The 21277-nt window shown below is 40.8% G+C and carries 19 protein-coding genes; 6 read left to right on the top strand and 13 right to left on the bottom strand.

The window, feature by feature from the left end; all coding sequences use genetic code 11:
• Positions 1-463 precede the first annotated feature (463 nt).
• From AACQ38_RS09645 to yfbR, 3 genes are all read left to right on the top strand, one after another.
• A complete protein-coding gene (locus AACQ38_RS09645) occupies positions 464-1678 on the top strand; it encodes a pyridoxal phosphate-dependent aminotransferase (protein WP_011147308.1) in 1215 nt (404 codons plus the stop codon).
• A gap of 85 nt (positions 1679-1763) precedes the next feature.
• Positions 1764-1901: a hypothetical protein gene (locus AACQ38_RS09650; RefSeq protein WP_158538175.1), complete on the top strand. Its 138-nt coding sequence runs from the start codon at positions 1764-1766 to the stop codon at positions 1899-1901.
• A gap of 690 nt (positions 1902-2591) precedes the next feature.
• Positions 2592-3185, top strand: a complete 594-nt coding sequence (gene yfbR, locus AACQ38_RS09655; RefSeq protein ID WP_041380177.1) for a 5'-deoxynucleotidase — start codon at positions 2592-2594, stop codon at positions 3183-3185.
• Here the strand turns inward: yfbR and AACQ38_RS09660 are convergent.
• Complete coding sequence (locus tag AACQ38_RS09660) at positions 3182-5014, bottom strand: SLC13 family permease (protein ID WP_165577984.1); 1833 nt, start codon at positions 5012-5014, stop codon at positions 3182-3184. The genes yfbR and AACQ38_RS09660 overlap by 4 nt on opposite strands.
• Before the next feature lie 177 nt (positions 5015-5191).
• Positions 5192-5647: a terminus macrodomain insulation protein YfbV gene (yfbV, locus tag AACQ38_RS09665; RefSeq protein WP_011147311.1), complete on the bottom strand. Its 456-nt coding sequence runs from the start codon at positions 5645-5647 to the stop codon at positions 5192-5194.
• A gap of 389 nt (positions 5648-6036) precedes the next feature.
• Here yfbV and ackA point away from each other — a divergent pair, with 389 nt between their 5' ends.
• The 3 genes from ackA to AACQ38_RS09680 all read left to right on the top strand — a co-directional run bounded on the left by ackA (position 6037) and on the right by AACQ38_RS09680 (position 9656).
• Positions 6037-7239 (top strand): acetate kinase, encoded by a 1203-nt coding sequence (gene ackA / locus AACQ38_RS09670; RefSeq protein WP_165577985.1) that lies wholly within the window; start codon positions 6037-6039, stop codon positions 7237-7239.
• A gap of 86 nt (positions 7240-7325) precedes the next feature.
• Entirely contained in the window at positions 7326-9452 is a 2127-nt protein-coding gene (pta, locus tag AACQ38_RS09675) for a phosphate acetyltransferase (protein WP_165578009.1), read from the top strand.
• 24 nt (positions 9453-9476) lie between these two features.
• Positions 9477-9656 (top strand): type II toxin-antitoxin system HicB family antitoxin, encoded by a 180-nt coding sequence (locus tag AACQ38_RS09680; protein WP_242685552.1) that lies wholly within the window; start codon positions 9477-9479, stop codon positions 9654-9656.
• A gap of 100 nt (positions 9657-9756) precedes the next feature.
• Here the strand turns inward: AACQ38_RS09680 and AACQ38_RS09685 are convergent, their stop codons facing one another.
• From AACQ38_RS09685 to astE, 11 genes are all read right to left on the bottom strand, one after another.
• Complete coding sequence (locus AACQ38_RS09685; protein WP_165577986.1) at positions 9757-10404, bottom strand: hypothetical protein; 648 nt, start codon at positions 10402-10404, stop codon at positions 9757-9759.
• A gap of 735 nt (positions 10405-11139) precedes the next feature.
• Entirely contained in the window at positions 11140-11790 is a 651-nt protein-coding gene (locus AACQ38_RS09690) for a hypothetical protein (RefSeq protein WP_165577987.1), read from the bottom strand.
• 434 nt (positions 11791-12224) lie between these two features.
• Positions 12225-12869 (bottom strand): hypothetical protein, encoded by a 645-nt coding sequence (locus AACQ38_RS09695; RefSeq protein ID WP_165577988.1) that lies wholly within the window; start codon positions 12867-12869, stop codon positions 12225-12227.
• 402 nt (positions 12870-13271) lie between these two features.
• Entirely contained in the window at positions 13272-13454 is a 183-nt protein-coding gene (locus AACQ38_RS09700) for a hypothetical protein (protein ID WP_165577989.1), read from the bottom strand.
• Between the two features lie 221 nt (positions 13455-13675).
• A complete protein-coding gene (locus AACQ38_RS09705; RefSeq protein ID WP_011147317.1) occupies positions 13676-14305 on the bottom strand; it encodes a hypothetical protein in 630 nt (209 codons plus the stop codon).
• 662 nt (positions 14306-14967) lie between these two features.
• The gene (locus tag AACQ38_RS09710; RefSeq protein WP_011147318.1) at positions 14968-15792 is read right to left on the bottom strand and encodes a class I SAM-dependent methyltransferase; all 825 of its coding nucleotides are present in this window, start codon (positions 15790-15792) and stop codon (positions 14968-14970) included.
• Between the two features lie 11 nt (positions 15793-15803).
• A complete protein-coding gene (locus tag AACQ38_RS09715) occupies positions 15804-16958 on the bottom strand; it encodes a cysteine desulfurase family protein (protein ID WP_165577990.1) in 1155 nt (384 codons plus the stop codon).
• Between the two features lie 11 nt (positions 16959-16969).
• Positions 16970-17854 (bottom strand): LPD16 domain-containing protein, encoded by an 885-nt coding sequence (locus AACQ38_RS09720; RefSeq protein ID WP_011147320.1) that lies wholly within the window; start codon positions 17852-17854, stop codon positions 16970-16972.
• A gap of 234 nt (positions 17855-18088) precedes the next feature.
• Positions 18089-18277 carry a hypothetical protein gene (locus AACQ38_RS09725; RefSeq protein ID WP_165577991.1) on the bottom strand — a complete coding sequence of 63 codons (189 nt, stop codon included), beginning with the start codon at positions 18275-18277 and terminating at the stop codon, positions 18089-18091.
• A 473-nt stretch (positions 18278-18750) separates the two neighbouring features.
• The gene (locus AACQ38_RS09730; protein WP_011147321.1) at positions 18751-20205 is read right to left on the bottom strand and encodes an amino acid permease; all 1455 of its coding nucleotides are present in this window, start codon (positions 20203-20205) and stop codon (positions 18751-18753) included.
• A gap of 94 nt (positions 20206-20299) precedes the next feature.
• Positions 20300-21277, bottom strand: a complete 978-nt coding sequence (gene astE, locus AACQ38_RS09735) for a succinylglutamate desuccinylase (protein ID WP_058589829.1) — start codon at positions 21275-21277, stop codon at positions 20300-20302.

Consider the following 21277-nt stretch of genomic DNA (forward strand, 5'->3'; position numbering starts at 1 on the left):
GTTTAATAATCCTATTCAGATAAATTTACAACTAGTTTCCAGAAATGATCAAAAATATTGTTTGATCTTTCTAAAATATATAGTTCTGAATTGCCAACTCAAGCCAAATCTTATACATAAGAATAAATTATACAAACACAACAATTTTTATTGGCAAATTGAGCTATGCTCACTTTCTCTCCACAATGGCACGATCATACCGTTATCACACTAAAAACACCCCATTTCCACACTAAAAAACAACAACAATTCAGATTATAAATCTGATATTTACAGTAAATTAAGAACTTAACGCTAACATAATTTACATAAAAAGATACTCAAATAACCACTCCCCTACTAAAACAACCATTTTAACCAAATATATCAATGCATCTTCAAAACATTCAGAGGGAGGAGTACATTAAATGTTACACGCTATATGCCAGGCGACTTTTTTTACCAAGATAAGGTAAGACTCTCTATGCTAGCAGTTAAAAAATCCAGCAAATTGGATAATGTTTGTTATGATATCCGCGGCCCCGTACTCAAGGAAGCTAAACGCCTTGAAGAAGAAGGCAATAAAGTCCTCAAATTAAATATTGGTAATCCAGCCCCCTTTGGTTTTGAAGCACCCGATGAAATCTTGGTAGATGTTATCCGTAACTTACCAACAGCACAGGGTTATTCAGATTCGAAAGGTCTGTATTCTGCACGCAAAGCTATCATGCAACATTATCAAGCCCGGAATATGATGGACGTAACCGTTGAAGATATTTATATCGGCAATGGTGTTTCTGAATTAATCGTTCAGGCAATGCAAGCATTACTGAATACTGGTGATGAAATGCTGGTTCCTGCACCTGATTATCCTCTCTGGACTGCGGCAGTTTCACTTTCCAGTGGCAAAGCCGTGCATTATATGTGTGATGAAGGGTCAGATTGGTTTCCTGACTTAAATGATATCCGCAACAAAATTACGCCCCGCACACGTGGGATTGTGATTATTAACCCTAATAATCCAACGGGTGCTGTATATAGTAAAGAGCTGTTATTGGAAGTTGTTGAAATAGCCCGGCAACACAATTTGATTATTTTTGCTGATGAGATTTACGACAAAATCTTATATGACGATGCCGAGCATCATTCAATTGCCGCCCTCGCGCCTGATCTGTTAACGGTAACATTTAATGGATTATCTAAAACATATCGGGTTGCAGGTTTTCGTCAAGGCTGGATGGTATTAAACGGCCCGAAGAAACACGCTAAGAGCTATATTGAAGGTTTGGAGATGCTGGCATCAATGCGTTTATGTGCCAATGTGCCAATGCAACACGCTATTCAAACTGCTTTAGGCGGTTACCAAAGTATCAGTGAATTCATTTTACCTGGTGGCCGTTTGTATGAGCAGCGTAACCGAGCATGGGAATTAATCAATCAAATCCCCGGCGTTTCCTGCGTGAAACCTAAAGGCGCTTTATATATGTTTCCAAAAATTGATGCAAAACGTTTTAATGTTCACGATGACCAGAAGATGGTGCTTGACCTTTTATTACAAGAGAAGGTCTTGTTAGTGCAGGGAACCGCATTTAACTGGCCGGAACCTGACCATCTCCGCATTGTGACCCTACCAAGGCTTGATGAACTGGAGATGGCAATTCAGAAATTCGCCCGATTTATTGGTAAATATCATCAGTAAAAATAAGAGCCGTTTATATACCCTATGGATTTCAAGATGCATCGCGACGGCAAGGGAGTAAATCCCCGGGAGCATAGATAACTATGTGACCGGGATAAGTGAGTGCAGCCAACAAAGAGGCAACTTGAAGGATAACGGGTATAGAAAAATATCACTGATAACGGACATTATTCATACCATGCGTTCTATCAGAATAGAAAAAAGTTTATTTCTTCTATTCTGATAAGTCTCACCTACCCACTTTTTCTTCACGGGTGAAAATCTCACCTGTCAGATAGAAATCCTTGATAACCACTTCCATAACTCTCTTTATTGATACCCAATAATCACTCTCTGCAAAATCAAGGTCAATAAATTTTCATTTTTTACCGGTAACACAGACTAATTTTTTTATTTTTATAGGCGATTTTTGCAGTGATTATATAAAGCATTAGCAAGATATAAAAGAATTAAACATTGTATTTATTAAACTTAATAAAAGAGAGCACCTGAATGAATAATAAGTCATTGTAAATTATATAAAATTTTTGTATATAAATTGTATGCAAAATGGAGTAAAAACATAAACTTCCTGCAAAAAGGATATCTATTACGGTTATAACATTTATATTTAACAATAAATTAAAATTAATAATATCAATCTTGCTATATAGTCTAAATACCCGTCATCTTTCAAGTTACCTCTTTGTTGGCTGCACTCACTCACCCCGGTCACATCGTTACCTATGCTCCCAGGGATTCGCTCCCTTGCCGCCGCGATCCCTCTTGAAATCCATTGGGCATAGATAAATGGCAGATTTCCCTATGAAAATCCCTATAAAAACAAGGGATAAAAATAAGAAACGATTTTAAGGTTTACTTTACCCCCATCCACCGCTCACAATAAAAACAATATTTACTGTAAGAGATGATTATGAGCCACTTTTTTGCCCACCTTTCCCGTTTGAAACTGATTAACCGCTGGCCTCTGATGCGCAATGTACGTACAGAAAATGTATCTGAACATAGCTTACAAGTGGCCTTTGTCGCACACGCCTTAGCCATTATCAAAAACCGCAAATTTGGCGGTAATGTGAATGCTGAACGCATTGCATTGCTGGCTATGTATCACGATGCCAGCGAAGTTATTACCGGAGATTTACCCACTCCGGTCAAATATCACAATCCACATATCGCACGGGAATACAAAAAAATAGAAAAAATCGCGCAGAAAAAATTACTGGAAATGCTGCCAACTGAGCTGCAAGAGGATTTCCGTCCAATCTTGGATGACAGTCAGCATACAACAGAAGAAACTTTTATCATTAAACAGGCCGATTCCCTGTGTGCTTACCTCAAATGTCTGGAAGAGTTATCAGCAGGTAACCATGAATTCAATCTGGCGATAGCCCGACTTGAAAAAACCCTGGCTGATCGTCACAGCCAGGAGATGGATTACTTTATGAAAGTTTTTGTACCGGGATTCAGCCTGTCATTGGACGAAATTAGTCTTGATATTCCACATTAGAATGGAAACAACCAAGGGATAACCAGCACGCTTATCACCATTACCAACAGAGTGAACGGCACGCCCAAACGGACAAAATCGGAGAACTTATAACCACCGGGGCCAAGCACCAGCGTATTCACTGGGGACGAAACCGGGGTCATAAATGCGGCGGACGCTGCCACACCAATAATCATGGCAAATGGCATGGGAGATACTGCCATTTCACGTGCAGCAGCAATAGCTATCGGTGCCATTAATACTGCCGTTGCCGTATTAGAAATAAACAAACCAATTACGGCACAAAGTATAAACAAACAGACCAGCATCACCCTCGGCCCCATATCACCCGCAATATCCATCAAGCCACGGACAATCAGCTCAATCCCACCCGTTTTTTGTAATGCCAGTGCAAATGGCATCATCCCGACAATCAGGATAATACTGGGCCAATGAATAGAGCGGTACGCACTTTCCATATCGATACAACGGAATTTTCCCATCAACAGGCAAGCTATCAATGCGGCAATCACATTGGGTATTTCATCGGTAAGCATCATGGCTACCATCAGCGCCAAACTAAAAAGCGCATGTGGCGCTTGAGACGTTGCCGGGGCCACCTCTTCGATCTCAACCGGCAGATTAAGGACAATAAAATCGCGCATTTTGGTTTGCAGGACACGTATCAGTTTCCAGTCACCAATAACCAGCAAAATATCGCCAAGTTGCAGTGGCGCATCAACCAGTTTACCCGACAACGATTCACCATCACGTCGAATACCAACAACATTCAAACCATAGCAGGTACGAAAACCTATTTCCCGCAGTGACTTACCCAATAAATCCGACTCCGGGATCAGAGAGACTTCAGCCATACCTACGTTACGAGATTGTTCAGAGAAATACTCCCCGCGCAGCACCATCGGTTCTAATAATTGCTCACTGCAAAATTGACGCAGATCCACCTCACTGTCTGACATATCAACCAGCAACACATCCCGTTCTCTCAATTCTGTATTGCCCATCGCACTGACCATAACGCGCCGAAAACGCCGCCAACGCTCGATACCAACGACATTAGCCCCGTAGCGAGCACGCAAATTTGACTCATCAAGCGAAAGACCTATCAGCGGGGAACCTGAGCGGATCGCCAGGCGACGCGCGCGACCGGATAATTTATAGTCGCGGATAAGGTCACGGAAAGTACGACGATGCCATTTATCATGGCCTTTATCCGATTGATGATTTGCCAACCAATGGCGAGCAATCAGCATATAACCCATACCGGCAAACAGAATCAAGATACCAATAGGTGTAATAGAGAAGAATTTGAAACCGGGAAGCCCTTCCCGTATCAACTCACTGTTAACCACCATATTGGGAGGCGTCGCTACCAATGTCATCATGCCACTGATAAGCCCGGCAAAACTCAAGGGCATCATCAACCGCCCCGGCGAAATTTTCATCCTTACCGCGACACTGAGCACCACTGGAATGAAAATCGCGACCACTCCCGTAGAGCTCATAAAAGCACCAAGCCCTGCAACAGTCATCATCAGTAATGCCAACATTTTGGTTTCGCTGTTCCCGGCAACTCTTACCAGCCAATCCCCCATTTGATAAGCAACGCCAGTTCTTACCAATCCTTCACCAATCACAAACAGGGCAGCTATCAACAACACATTGGGATCACTAAAACCGCTGGTCGCTTCACCAAGCGTCAACGTTCCACTTATGACAAACGCGATAATCACCAATAATGCAACAATATCCATGCGCAGTTTATTGGTAGTAAAAAGAACAATAGCTATCAGCAGCAGGGTCAATACCCACAAGAGTTCGCTATTCAAAATGGCCTCTATCAACAAAAAAGAAGATATTAGTGTCAAAAACTTGGCTAGTAGACCATTTTATTAAGAGAAAATCTCCAGTTGCGATCAACAATGTGTCCACTTTTCGTCATGAACCATCATCTCTGATTTTCCAGTACATTGACTGCAATAATCTAGCAACGGCTCTCTCCTGGTTCAAATATCATCAAGAAACGAACGATCGAGTTGTTTAAATGCGCGTTTCAGCAGTTCTGCGAGAGATTGATAAGTTGGCGTTTGCTGCACCGGCGCCATTGTGATACCTGCTGCGGCAAATTTATCACGGATTTCATGAAACCATTTCAGCAATGCCGCGGGTAACGGGGTTGATGCCCGTTTCCCCAACCACCATAACCCTTGCATCGGTAAACTACAGGCGAACAGTGCCGTCGCCACCGCTGGGCCAAGCTGACCACCCAGTGCGATTTGCCACGTCAGAGTAAAAATAGCCAACGGCGGCATAAACCGGATACCAAAGCGGGTAGCCTTAATAATCCGGTTTTCAGGAAACATGGGTGCCAACTGTTTCTCAATCGGCCAAGTTTTCATGTATTGTTGTCCCAGTTGCATCTTTCTCAGCCATCCATTACTGGTGGGAGGTATTGCGCTCATCATGACCTCAATCAATTAAAAACACATTTTTTAAAAAAACATTGTAACTGATAAAATATTTTTTGTAGGATTAGGTATATTTTGTCTTTGCTGCTCGCTATCGGTATCCTACATTCACTTGTATGTTATACACAGCAGTAAAGCAGCATATTTTACTTTTTACTGCACTTAGGCTCATTTTGTTAACAAATCACGCTATCTTTTAACATCAGAGCAGGCAAAAAAGGTTTTTTGAAAATTTAAACCTTATCATCATGCTCTTTGCACTTAGCATGATGTTAATCATTTAATGTCATCACTATATGCTCTACGCTGATGAGTAATTGGCGTTTTATTAATCACATGTCTTATCTGTAAGACTCAATGACAAACACGATATAGGTACTTCCATGTCAAGTAAGCTGGTACTGGTCCTCAATTGCGGTAGCTCTTCTCTGAAATTTGCTATCATCGATCCTGCTAACGGTGAAGAATATCTTTCTGGTCTAGCTGAATGTTTTAACCTGCCTGAAGCCCGCATTAAGTGGAAAATGGATGGCACAAAACATGAAGCCGCTTTAGGTGCTGGTGCAGCCCACAGTGAAGCATTGAACTTTATTGTTAATACGATTCTGGCCGAAAAACCAGAACTTTCTGATCAAATTGCCGCAATCGGCCACCGCATTGTTCACGGCGGTGAAAAATTCACGGCATCCGTTACCATCAATGATGAAGTGATTCAAGGGATCAAAGATGCGGTTCCATTCGCACCATTGCACAACCCTGCTCACCTGATTGGCATTGAAGAAGCGAAAAAAGGGTTCCCACACCTGGCTGACAAAAACGTTGCTGTATTCGATACCGCTTTCCATCAGACCATGCCAGAAGAGGCTTACCTCTATGCCCTGCCATACAACCTGTATAAAGAGCACGGCATTCGTCGCTATGGCGCTCATGGAACCAGCCACTTCTTCGTTTCCCGTGAAGCGGCAAAAACGCTCAACAAACCGGTTGAAGAGCTGAATGTTATCGTCTGCCACTTGGGTAATGGTGGCTCTATCTCAGCTATCGTTAATGGTCAATGTGTTGACACCTCTATGGGATTGACACCACTGGAAGGTCTGGTAATGGGTACCCGCAGTGGTGACATCGACCCAGCAATCATTTTCCATCTGCATGATTCACTCGGCATGAGCGTTGAACAAATCAACAAACTGTTGACCAAAGAATCTGGCTTACTCGGTCTGACCGAAGTCACCAGTGATTGCCGTTATATAGAAGATAACTATGCAACCAAAGCCGATGCTAAACGCGCGATGGATGTCTACTGCCACCGTCTGGCTAAATACGTTGGTGCTTATTCCGCACTAATGGAAGGCCGCTTGGATGCCATTATCTTTACCGGGGGTATTGGTGAAAACTCCGCACTGGTTCGTGAACAGGTGATGAAAAAACTGGCCCTGTTAGGTTTCGAATACGATCACGACCGTAACCTGGCGGCCCGCTTCGGTAAATCCGGTGCTATCACTACTGACAACAGCCGTCCTGCTTTAGTGATCCCAACCAATGAAGAATTGGTGATCGCTCAAGATGCAGCGCGCCTGACCGCGTAATAATTTTATCAACCGCCAGCCACTGCTGGCGGTACTATTTTTGACCAACGAGCAACCGTAAAGAGGTTTCCGTGTCCCGTACAATTATGTTAATCCCTACTAGCACCAGCGTCGGCTTGACCAGTGTTAGTTTAGGTGTCATCCGCTCAATGGAACAAAAAGGCGTCAGCCTGAGTGTTTTCAAACCTATCGCCCAGCCTCGTTGCCGTGCCGCCCAAGATCAAACCACCACCATCATCCGCGCTAATTCCAGCATAAAGACCGCTGAACCGCTGGACATGGCACATGTGGAATCTTTGCTGACAACCAATCAGAAAGATGTGCTGATGGAAAAGATCGTGGCCCTTTACCACGAAAATACCAAAGACGCAGAAGTCATTCTGATTGAAGGTCTGGTTCCAACCCGTAAACATTCATTCGCCCAATCTCTCAACTATGAAATTGCCAAGACCCTGAACGCTGAAATCGTATTCGTATTGGCGCTAGGTAACGATTCCCCGGAACAGTTGAAAGAACGTGTTGAACTGGCTCGTGCTGAATTTGGCGGTAACAAAAACCAGAACATTACCGGCGTTATTATCAATAAACTGAATGCGCCGGTTGATGATCAAGGCCGTACCCGTCCGGATCTGTCAGAAATCTTTGACGAATCCTCAAAAGCCATCGTATCCAACATCGATCCGAACACGCTGTTCAAAAATAGCCCATTGCCAATTCTGGGTTGCATTCCGTGGAGTTTTGACCTGATTGCAACCCGCGCAATTGATATGGCAAAACACCTGAACGCCCGTATTATCAACGAAGGTGCAATCAAAACCCGCCGTGTGAAATCTGTGACTTTCTGTGCCCGCAGCATTCCACACATGTTAGAGCACTTCCGTCCCGGTTCTCTACTGGTCACTTCGGCTGATCGTCCAGACGTTCTGGTTTCAGCCTGTCTGGCGGCGATGAATGGGGTTGAAATCGGTGCAATCCTGCTGACTGGCGGTTATGCCATCGATGAGCCGATTAAGCAATTGTGCGAACGTGCCTTCAACACTGGCCTACCTGTCTTTATGGTTGATACCAACACCTGGCAAACTTCTCTGAACCTGCAAAGTTTCAGCCTGGAAGTTCCGGCAGATGACCATGAACGCATCGAAAAACTGCAAAACTACGTCGCACACCACATCAACAAAGAGTGGATCGACTCCCTGACAGCGAACTCTGAGCGCCCACACCGCCTCTCTCCACCTGCATTCCGTTATCAATTAACCGAACTGGCACGCAAAGCAGGCAAACGCGTTGTTCTGCCGGAAGGTGACGAACCTCGTACCGTGAAAGCGGCATCTATCTGTGCTGATCGCGGTATCGCGCGATGTGTTCTGCTGGGTGATCCAGAAGAGATCCGTCGGGTTGCCGCGGCTCAGGGGGTAGAACTGGGTGCAGGTATTGAAATTGTCGATCCCGTTGCTGTACGTGAACGTTATGTCCCACGTCTGGTTGAGCTACGCAAAAACAAAGGCATGACCGAAGTCGTTGCGCGTGAACAATTGGAAGACAACGTTGTTCTGGGTACGTTGATGCTGGAACAGGGCGAAGTCGATGGTTTGGTTTCCGGTGCGGTACACACCACGGCAAACACCATCCGTCCACCATTGCAATTAATCAAAACTGCACCGGGTAGCTCGCTGGTATCATCCGTATTCTTTATGCTGCTGCCAGAACAGGTTCTGGTTTATGGTGACTGCGCAATCAACCCAGATCCGACTGCGGAACAACTGTCTGAAATCGCTATTCAATCGGCAGATTCAGCCAAAGCATTTGGTATCGAACCGCGCGTTGCCATGATCTCCTACTCTACCGGCAACTCCGGTGCAGGTAGTGATGTTGAGAAAGTGCGTGAAGCAACCCGTTTAGCACAGGAAAAACGTCCAGATCTGATCATTGATGGCCCACTGCAATATGACGCCGCGATCATGGCAGACGTAGCGAAATCCAAAGCACCAAACTCACCGGTTGCCGGTCAAGCTACCGTGTTCATCTTCCCTGATCTGAATACCGGTAACACCACCTATAAAGCGGTACAACGTTCTGCGGATCTGGTTTCTATCGGGCCAATGCTGCAAGGTATGCGTAAACCGGTGAACGACCTGTCCCGTGGCGCTTTGGTAGACGATATTGTTTACACCGTTGCACTGACCGCAATTCAATCAGCACAAGGGGAAGCGTAACCGCTTCTTATCCGTAGCAGATTAATGACTGATAAAGGCTGCATCCTGTACTTCACTGGATTCAGCCTTTTTATTTTCTTTTTATTCCCGGAAAGATGCTGGTTTTCTGATGTACCCGGCTATTATTTTTCTGGTGATACACTTGAAGAAGTCTGGCAAGATGCTAAAAGTGCTATTGAGGTACATTTTGAATTATTAACGTAAAATGAATCAGAAATTTAATTGTGCCGCATATCTGCGGCACCTCACCTTTAGAGTTAATTCAAGATTAATAATTGCATGGTAACAGAATAGATGTTAAGTCCTATTTTTTGAGCTTTTTCGATAATAATACATAAGCAACCTGAGCTTGTATTTCATTCGTTGATAACCATTTATTAAATTCAACTCCTGTATTATATTGAGGAGGAGCCTTGCACTTCGATCCTTTTTTACCTAATCCATACGATAATGTTCCATCTTCCCCTTTATATTCACACTTATGTTCAGTTGTGAATTCATTAAATAGCCACCCGTCCTTTTCTGTTTTGAATTCAATCACAACACCTGGTTTATCATTGGATAGATAACTTTTTGAGTAAGTGAATTTAGGTGCAATTCCACAGAAAGAGTTGTCTTGAACACAAGAAATTTTTTCATTCCTATTCCTATCAAATCCTTGATATTCATTTATATACATTCCTCGATACCAGTACATCGATTCTTTTATCTCATTATCACTATTTACAGTTTTATTACTCTTTAGTGTAAGTTTATTTTTTGTGTTGACTTCAATTCCAAGAACACAATTTTCATATAAAGACATGACTTTGGTATTTGCCAATCCATTTGCAGTTATTGCATTTTTTACCTGATTCCTAATTTCCGCCGTATCTTGCATACAAGCCATACTGAAACTACTCATAGCTAATAAAAACGGAGAAATAAAGAAAACCTTTTTATTCAAATTCATATTTCCTTCCTTACTTGATTTATGGTTTTAGCACGAAATGGAACAAAAATAAATTTCGTTATTATTAAGTTAACATTTAATTTACGGCATAAATAATAATTCAAATCACAATTCAGTCGTAAATAATAAATTAATAACAATAGAACATTACAATATAACTCATTGAATTAAATTGGTTATTATTTACTTTCTTAACTAAGAGTAGATGACTAAATCAAAAAACACAAATTACAGAATCATTAAACTAAATAATATCTTATTTAAACACATAAGAACAAATATAGAAAAATTTCAATAACATATAAAATAAGCAACTTATCAACATTCACTTTTCTATATATAACATAATAACTAATGATTTTTTATATCATAACAATCTAAATAACTTTCACAAGATTGCAATTATTCTCGATTATAAAATACATAAAAATCAAATAATTATTTATCACTATTGTAAAATATTTTTCAATGAAAGTTTTTCTGCTATCTAACTGAACACAATTAAATAAAAAAAACAATTTAATCATGCCGCATATCTGCGGCACCTCACCTTTATAGTTATCTGCGTATATTCAAGATTGATAATTGCATATACCCGTCATCTTTCAAGTTGCTTCTTTGTTGGCTGCACTCACTCACCCCGGTCACATCGTTATCTATGCTCCCGGGGATTCGCTCCCTTGCCGCCGCGATGCATCTTGAAATCCATAGGGTATAGTTTCAGCACAGAGAAGCCTATTTTTTCTTTTTCTGTAATAATACATACGCGACCTGGGCTTGTACTTGATTCTTTGATAACCACCCATTAAATATATTTCCTATTCCGCGTTGCTTATATGCAGAATTACAACTTGCCGATGTTCCTGTTACACCAAGCCCGTATGTTCCTCCACCTTCAGCTTTAGTCTTACATCCATTTTTAGTTGTAAAGTCATTATATAACCAACCAGCCTTTTCCGTCTTAAATTCAATAACAACACCTGGTTTTTTATTCGTTAAATAACTTTGTGAGTAAGTGAATTGAGGCGCAATTCCACAGAAACTGTTTTCTTGAACGCAAGAAATTTTCTCGTTCCTATTCTTATCAAATGTTTGATATTCCTTTATCTCCATTCCTCGATACCAGTACATCGATTTTTCTGCCTCATTATCACTATTTGAGGTTTTACTACTCTTTAGCGTAAGTTTATTTGGTGTGTTGTCTTTAACTCTAAGAACACAATTTGTGTATAAAGACATGACTTTGGTTTTTGCCAATCCATTTGCAGTTATTGCATCTTTTACCTGATTTCTAATGTTCTCCGGATCTTTCATACATGCCATACTAACACTACTCATCGCTAATAAAAGCGGGGAAATAAGTAAAACCTTTCTATTAAAACTCATATTTTTATCCTTGCTTTATTTGTTTTTTTGATATCTAATTAAATGAAAATAGATTTCATCATTATATGTTGATTTAAAAACACTATTACAGACAATATATAACAAATTAACCAATATATTAATCTTCATTGTTATTATCTGTCGCAAATAAGGTAGATTATTTAACTGTAAAAAACAAAAACAAATTCCAATATAATTAAATTAAAAAATATTTGATTAGAATATATGAAAAAACACAGTAACCAAATAAGAGAAAAAACAAATAGTTATATGACAATATGCCTTTTGAAAAACATTTCACAATGAAAATTTTCTTTTCCACCTAATAGAGTTCCGCCTATAATCAAAAAAAACACCAAAGCCAACTAGGCATTCGGTGCTAAAAAGAGAGTTTAAAGCCGATAATAACATGATTATATAACAGATATTAAGGATTAATCTGATATGGGTAATTGTATATAAGCAATTATCGCCTCTATTTTAACTGGCTTTTCCGATAGCCAGTTATTAAACTCATCTCCTACCTTATAACCTTTAGGCTGACAATTTGACTTATCTTTTTTCAATGCACCTATTCCACCCAACCCATATGATTCTCCTCTTGATTCAACATCAATTTCGCAGTTATGTTTAGTGGTAAATTCATTATATAGCCAGCCAGGTTCTACGGTACTAAACTCTATAACGAATTTTTTATCTTCTCTCATCGGGTAGCTCTTGGCGTAAGTATATTCAGGAGAAATTCCGCAAAAGCGATTTGGCACGTTAACACAAGGAATACTCTTAAACTTATTACTATCAAATAACTTAAATTCTTCTATTCCCATTCCTCGATACCAGTACATCGCTATCTCTGCACGTTCATTCCTATTTTTGGATTTATTATTAGTTAATATAATTCTATTTCCGGTATTCACCACATCCAATTCACAATTTTTATACATAGACATCACTTTAGTCTCTTGTAGGCCATAACTTTTTATTATATGTTCCACCATTGGATCAGTATTACATGCCATACTAAAGTGGCTCACAACTAATAAAGTGGCAATCAGAAAGGCTTTTTTATTAAAACTCATACTTCTCTCCTTACTTTATCGATGGTATTGATACCCAAAAGAACGAAGATATATTTCATAGCCGTTATTAATAAATCCAGTCATCATCTTTACCGACACATAATGACCTAACGTACAATGCCACTATAAATAAAACTCCACTACAAATAAGAAACCAACAACAAAATAACTTTACAATATAAATCATATCATTTAATCAGTTTCTCTTGTTATTAGCCTTATTAAATAAAGGTAGATTATGAAATCAAAAAAAACAAGCCCTATAATAATTAAATAAAAAACCGGATAAACACAAAAAAAGATCATTTCAATAACATTTGAAATAGATACTTTTTTATTTATTACAATATCATGTAAATAAAATAAATACCTATTTACCATTCAAAATCAATATAAATGACATTATCTAATTACAATTATATACCCGTCATCTTTCAAGTTGCTTCTTTGTTGGCTGCACTCCCTCACCCCGGTCACATCGTTATCTATGCTCCCGGGGATTCGCTCCCTTGCCGTCGCGATCCATCTTGAAATCCATAGAGTATAGTCATCAAAACAGTTTAAAAAGATAAAATCTTTATTCATACTTATTGTAGAATATCTACTAATTATAATTTTCTTTTACCACATGATAATATCTTGCCTGTAAAGTATATTTTTACATAAAAAATATTATCAATGTCTATTTTATTTACAAGTAACACGGATAAGTATAAGTTCACTTAAAATCCATTACCAGTAAAAAGCACCGAAGTTATAAACATTCGGTGCAATATATTTCAACAAAAATTATTTATAGCTGAAATCTATTTTGCTAATAATACATAAGAAATGATGGGATCTATTTTGGCTGGCTTTTCCAACCATTTATTAAATACATTCCCTATTACAAGTTTCTTATATTTATTATCACAACTCGCTGATGTCCCTATCACACCAAGCCCGTATGTTCCTCCTCCCTCTGCTTTAATTTGACACTTATGTTTAGTTGTAAATTCATTATATAACCATCCCGGTTCTATTGTACTAAACTCAACAACAACGCCAGGGTTTTTATTTGTCAGATAACCTTGAGAATAAGTATATTCGGGAGCAATTCCACAAAAATTTTCTCCTTTAACACAAGGAAGGCTTTTATACTTATTCTGGTGAAATGCTTTATATTCCTTTATTCCCATCCCTCTATACCAATACATCGCCTTTTCTGCTTTAGTATCACGATTTGCCGCTTTATTATTTACTAATGTCACTTTATTCGGTGTATCTGCTGAGACTGAAAGTGTGCAATTTTTATACATAGACATCACTTTGGTATTTTCCAGTCCATTTTTATTGATTATTTTTTCTATCTTTGGATCTGTCTTACATGCCATACTAAAACTACTCATTGCGAGTAAAAAAGGGGAAATCAGGAAAACTTTTTTATTTAAAATCATACTTATCTCCTTGCTTTATTTAATTAAGAAGTTTAACGTTTAGTGGAATAAAAATAAATTTCATTGTTGTTATTAATATACTTATTTTAAAACATATCATTACAGATGACAGATAATAAATTAACCAATTAAATCATTCTCTATTGCTACCAAATGACGTAGATAACGATATGTTATTAGATCATAAAAAACAAAAACAAATTCCAATATGATTAAAATAAAAAATATTTACTTTATATATCAAGGCAACATAGAAATAATAAAATGACTATATAACCACTTATACTACAATGGTTAAAAATATATTATAATCGCAACAAGAACATCATGCTGATAATAAAACAAAAATAATTACTTAGATTAATTCCAAAAATCTAAAATATAATTAAATAAAATACACACCTCCATAACATTAAAAATATATTTCTGAACAATCGCTACATTTACTTTAAATTAATTTAAATTCGGTTTAGCATAGTCAATACAACATAATTACTTCACGAGTAAACAGATTCAATCATTCATTGAATTCTTAGCAAGCGGTCAAACCAGACATCCACCCAAGATAGTGAAGTTGAATGCACTGCGGTAGGTTAACATCATTATTCACATCTAATAGGTAAGATACCTCCTTGCCCAATAGGGCAAAGAGGTAAGAGATATTACGGACGATAACCAATAAAGGCCACGCGCGACAGCCTCCGTTCAATTGAGACTAACTGTGTGGTGGACAAGAAATTCTGCATCCGCTCGAACGCTTCTTCACCCTCTATTGCAATAAATTGCTCCCTGCGCTTCTCACGCCCGGCACGCCAGCGCTCACTAAGTTCAACAACGCTTTGGGTAAGATCCACCTGCCTTTCGAGGCAAAGGCCCGCCTCGCTGATTAAACGCTCGTTCAACCCAAGCGGGCTATAGAGGAAATAACCCGGCATGCCACGTATCATGATTTCGTCTTTACTCAGCATGCCGGTTACTAAAGTAGGATCGGTATACAAGAACCGGCCGCCCGGTTTCAGTAGTCGACACCATTCGCGCAGCAAGGCCAATCGATCCGGAATATGAATTACCGAGTCGATACACCATAATGCATCAAAAGTGCCATCAGGAAATGGCAGAGGCTGACGAACATCACTGTCGACGAAGTTGCTTCGATCTTCCAGTCCGAAATCTGCCGCAAGTTGCCGGGCAGTAAGGAGGCCGTGAGGATGAATGTCAACCCCCGTCACGCTACAGCCACTGGTCCTTGCCAAAAACAGAGCCGGCCCTCCGGACCCACTGCATACATCCAGCACATGAGAGCTGTCAGATAATTGAAGCCATTGGGAGAACTTTCTAAACTCATCAGCAGAGGACCAGTTGTTCTGCCCCAAGTCTTCGCCATAGGTCTCTTTGCGTACCTCGGATACCGCTTCCGCAGAGAAACTACCGAAAGCCCGTTCGTAAAAACCAGTGCCTGCGCTTGAGGAGGAAGTTTGCATAGTCATAGATAATGCTCCTAGCGAATAGAATTTAATCGGAAGACAAGGTGTTCAATTGCGGTGTCCAATATCGCATTATCGAGATCCGGATCAAAACAGAACCGAACCGACGCATTAGCCTGAGCCGAGCTCAAGCCGATACCTGTAAGCACGTGCGAAGGCTGTAGTTCCGCGGAATTGCAGGCTGAACCTGACGATATAGCCACCTGATGCAACCCGGATATTAGCGCCTCCGAAGCGATACCTTCGAACTGAACGTTCACGATGTATGGGGAACTGCAAGAGATATCGGTATTCAACACGGCGTTCGGCACCCTTTGATGAAGGCGAGTAATAAAATAGTCTCTCAATGCAGTGACTTTTGCTTGACGTTGAATAAGGGTTGACTGAATCATCTGACACGCAAGGCCAAACCCAACAATCAGCGGCGTTGGCAAGGTGCCGCTGCGCAAATGATTCTGACCGCCGCCATAGATGAAGGGCCTCAAATGCCCCGCAACACGCGCATCGACGAAGAGCGCCCCAACTCCTTTCGGTCCCCGCATTTTGTGGGCGGAAAATGAAAGCATATCAATTCTAGTCTCTTTGACGTTCACGGGAATTTTGCCGATAGACTGGACAGCATCCACATGTAGCCAAGCGCCTGACCGACGTGTGATCGCGGCAATTTCATCCACCGGCTGAACTGTACCTAATTCGGAATTCACATGAGCAACGCTGACGATACGGGTGTCGGCGGTCAATTTGGTGATGACATCTTCCGGTTGTACCCGGCCATTGGCGGCAACCGGCAGGTATTCAACAGCAAGCCCCCGACGACTCAACTCTTTGCCGGCAAGCAACACAGATTTGTGGTCGATAGGGCAAAGCAGCGCTCCCGCAGGAGCGCATTCGTTATGGGCAAAACTTGAGAAAAGCGCAATATTGTTGGCTTCTGTGGCCCCCGATGTAAAGGCAATCTCCTCTGGGCGAGCACCGATGAGAGACGCAACTTGTTGGGCGGCGTTCTCTATCGCATGCCGGGCACGACGTCCCATCACATGGGCGGAGGAAGAATTACCGAATTCATGCTCCATGTAGAGTCGCATGATGTCGACGACCTCAGGAAAGCATGGTGTCGTAGCACAATGATCCAGATAGATTACGCCAGTCGGGTTTTCATTGACATTCATAGCGACTCCCATCAGGAAGTGAAGACGGCAACGTTAACGAGCTTCGAGTAGATCTCTTGTGTCTGCATCTCTCCGCTTCCACCGGGATCCGCAACAATCACCTTCATGCCCGAAAGCCCATACAGAGAGAGCGCCGTGCTTACCCCTGTTTTGACTGGTTGGAAGCATTCGCCGGGGGCAAAGATCACCAGAAGGCGATGTTGCGCCTTGTAGACCTCGGAGATCATCTCAGTAATCTCTCCCGCACATCCGGTAACGCCGCAGGTAATGAGAGGTTTATAATCGCCGTTTTCGTCCACAAGCGAAATTTCGGTTCCGGCATCGGGGCCATTGTCGAGAACGCGGCGATTTAACAGCCCTGCTTTGACCAACTTATCGGCACTTTTCTGGAAGCGATATTTCAGCCAAGTCTCTGGATAGGCAACAGGATGTTTCCGGCTTGCGAGCATGTTTTGCTCAGAAAATTGCCCACTGCGCTCTAAGATAGATTTGTACGAAGCCGGAAGCGCGGAGAATTGCTCATAGAAGGCACGTCTTAGCTCAGATGCTGGCCCGCTGTCGCGCGAAACATATTGCCAATCGTTGATGAGCAGCAGGAATTTTATCGCTTCGAATTGATGTTCAAGCTGTTCTGCGATTCGCACACCAAGTTCCCAAGTGTATCCAGGAAAGATTCCTACGCGTCGCTCAATTTTTTCTCGCATAGGAGCCGTATTTTCTTCGATGACTCCCGGGACAAGGCATCCTCGGTCTTCGTCAAGGAAGAGCATGAAATGCCCTGCCATAATAACGAGATCCGGATGTGGTGCATTAGTCACTTCGGTGAGAATAAGGTCGAGTAATTCAGCCTCAGATTGAACCAGACGGTGGCTGTTTGAGATGTTAACTTGTTGCATATACGCCTATATTAATATTATTGATTTTATTAGCAATTTAAAGGCAGTGTCATAGCTCTGGAAACTGTATGACCCATTTCGACTTTCCTCGTGGATCGCTAAATTTCACTCACTATGAACATCCACCTTCACAACAGTTATCAATCATCAGTAGACAATTGATAATACATATATATTTACATACAATTAATTATCAAACAATTAGTAATATTAATATTTAATCTATATCCCATACTATTTGAGATACATTAATAGCAAAGATTGATGCTGTATGCTCTTACTGTAGAGAGACCAAAGGCGTTGACTAAAATGGTTATTGAACATCCGCATATCAACGTTACCGATATCATGATTCCCACCAAGTGGATTCCAGACAACAAGGCTACACATCCGATAAATACCAAGCTTAACGGGCTTTTTCATTCCCATAATCACATTTCACAAACATATTATTGTGCCCATATTCAAGTCACGTAATGTCGTTACCTCACGCTAGTTATTGACATTATTTAGCCAATTTGGCGTGACGTTTTTTATAACAGACGTTCAGCCTGTCTATTGAACATTGTCAGTGAACATCTCATAATTAATTAAAAAATATGATGATAAATAAAATCAATCATTAGCAATTGTGATTAAATTTTAATGAAAGCACCGAAGTTATGAATATTCAATGCTGGATTCGACTAATCATCTCCCGGGGATTCTCTCCCTTGCCGTCGCGATCCATCTTGAAATCCATAGGGTATAAACATTTTGCAGGTGCGAGCCATTCCCTAACAAATGACTCAATCGGGAGTAAAATCAGAAGAAATAAACGCAACTTTGGCTAATATAAGATCGTCATTGAAGCCATTTTTCTATCTGCTTCAATTTATTATTTCTCAATTAGCTGCCTATGAACGAAAACTCTCTTTCGCTATCTGATAACGCTGTTCTTTCTGTGCCTCATTTTTCTTTTTTACGCGCCATAAAATACTTAACATAATAAACCATAAAGGCGTGCCACAGAGTGCGATCAGGGTATCCGGATCAAAAACCATTACCACTATGGTAAAGATGAAAAAAATCAGGGTCAGCCAAGTCATTAACACCCCTAAAGGCATCTTAAATATTGAACGTTTATGCACATCAGGGTAATTCTTACGATAAACCAAATAGGCAATCAAAATCACACACCAGCTATAAATCACCATAACCGAAGCAACGGTTGATACAATAGTAAATAACTGCATGACATTCGGTACGATAAATAAAAGTGACGTACCCACCACCATACAGAAACAAGAAAATATCAGACTATGTACAGGAATCGCCGTATTGCGGGAAAGAATTTTAAATTTCCGATGTGCATTCTTTTCCGTTGATAAGCCATAAAGCATACGTGTACAAGCATATAATCCACTATTAGCAGAGGACATTGCCGACGTTAATGCAACAAAATTAACCACTGCGGCAGCAGCAGGTAGACCCGCCAGGGCAAATAGTGTCACAAAAGGGCTGGTTTCAGCTGAGATCCGTCCCCAAGAAGTGACAGCAATGATGCTCAACATGGAGAAAATATAGAAAATCATAATTCTCATCGGGATATAATTAATTGCTTTCGGCAATATCTTTTCCGGATCTTTTGTTTCTGCCGTCATCGTGCCAACTAATTCAACACCAGTAAAAGAAAAAATCGCGATTTGAAAACCAGCAAAAAAACCAAAAATACCATTTGGTAGAAATACCGATGGATCAGTCAAATTATTCACAGAGGCGATCGTACCATCCGGTGATTGCCAACCTACCATCACCATACCAACGCCAATAATAATCAACGCTAAAATCGCAATGACCTTAATCATGGCGAACCAGAATTCAGCTTCGCCAAATAAGCGGACAGAAAGAAGATTACAAGTCCCCAGTAAACCTAGCGTTATAAATGCGGGCACCCAAAGAGAGACGCCGGGAAACCAATATTGAATGTAGCCGCCACATACAACAACATCAGCAATACAAGAGACAATCCAACTCATCCAATAAGTCCAGCCGAGAAAAAAACTGGCTTTGGTACCTAAATAATCCGATACGAAATCAGCAAAAGAGCGATAATTCAGTTTAGTCAGCAGCAATTCTCCCATTGCCCGCATCACCATATAGACAAAAAAACCAACAATCGCATAGGTAATAATGATCGATGTACCCGATACGGCAATAGTTTTTCCTGATCCCATAAATAAACCTGTGCCAATAGCACCACCAATGGAAATCAATTGAATATGACGTGCACTCAGCCCTCGATGAAGCGTTTGTGTATCAGCAAATTTCTCTGCCGAAAGGTTTTGTTGAGTTTTATTATTTTTTATCATGATAGTACCCGTCCGTCATTAAAGAAGCAGTTGACTGCTAAATCTTTCTACCACGGCTTCAGGAAGAAAATGGAATAATGCCTTATTTATTTAATTATTTTTTATTTAAAGCAAGTAACAATCCTGCTCGTAATCCATTAGCCACCTCAGCATTAGGAAATAAAATAAATTTCGCCGGAAATTTAATTTTCCAATGACAATCATGTTGGCTGGCAATTTCAAATCCTTCTGGCAATTCAGTAAAGTTCAAGGTATCTGCGGGGATATGAAGTTGAAAACTGTCGTGACTCTTAATAATGGAATTAATTACCTGATAATGTTTCAACTCAGATTTAATACGTGCGGTTATTTGCGATAAAGAAATTAAACTATAAAGCGCATCCGTTATTTTTTGAAATCTTGTCAAATCATTTTCCCCAAAAGGCATTGCTTTACCCATCTCCATCGTACAGCTATCCGCGCCAAACTTTTCACTCAGAAAATGGCTGAAAGTCCCGGCTTTCTCACGATGATAAACGAGCGCATCAATATCGCTGTCATGCAACCATTGCATAAATTCAGCAGAAAAAGGGCGATTCTGAGCAGGTAACAACGCAAATTGCTCATGGTGAGAAGCGCGTATAGCGGTATGCAGATCAATATGCCAGCGAATATTGGTCGACGACACCGAAGGTTCAGCAAAAAAGCGACTCACAACGTCTTCAAGTTCAGCCGCACGTGATCGCTCATTTCCTAACGGAAAATTCAGGTAACGGCCACCAAACATGCGATTCAAATCATCATGTAAATAACGTCGATTCGCCCGCATCGCAGGCAAATTACCAAAGATAATCAACATGTTATTTTTTAGTGCTAACGTGCCCTCCGCCAACTGTGCAAGTAACTGAATCAATATTTCAATAGGCGCGGTTTCATTACCATGAATACCGGCGGAAATCACCAGAGACCGATTTCCCTCTTCATGGGGAATCAGTTGCAGTACACCTTCAGCCAACCAATGCGCATTTATTGTTTCTGGAAATGTCAGGTGGTCGGCAAGTTTTTTTTCAAGCAATAACGTTAACAGATCCAT

Origin of the sequence: Photorhabdus sp. RW14-46, assembly GCF_963887965.1 — a bacterium.
In the GTDB taxonomy this organism is placed as follows: domain Bacteria; phylum Pseudomonadota; class Gammaproteobacteria; order Enterobacterales; family Enterobacteriaceae; genus Photorhabdus; species Photorhabdus laumondii.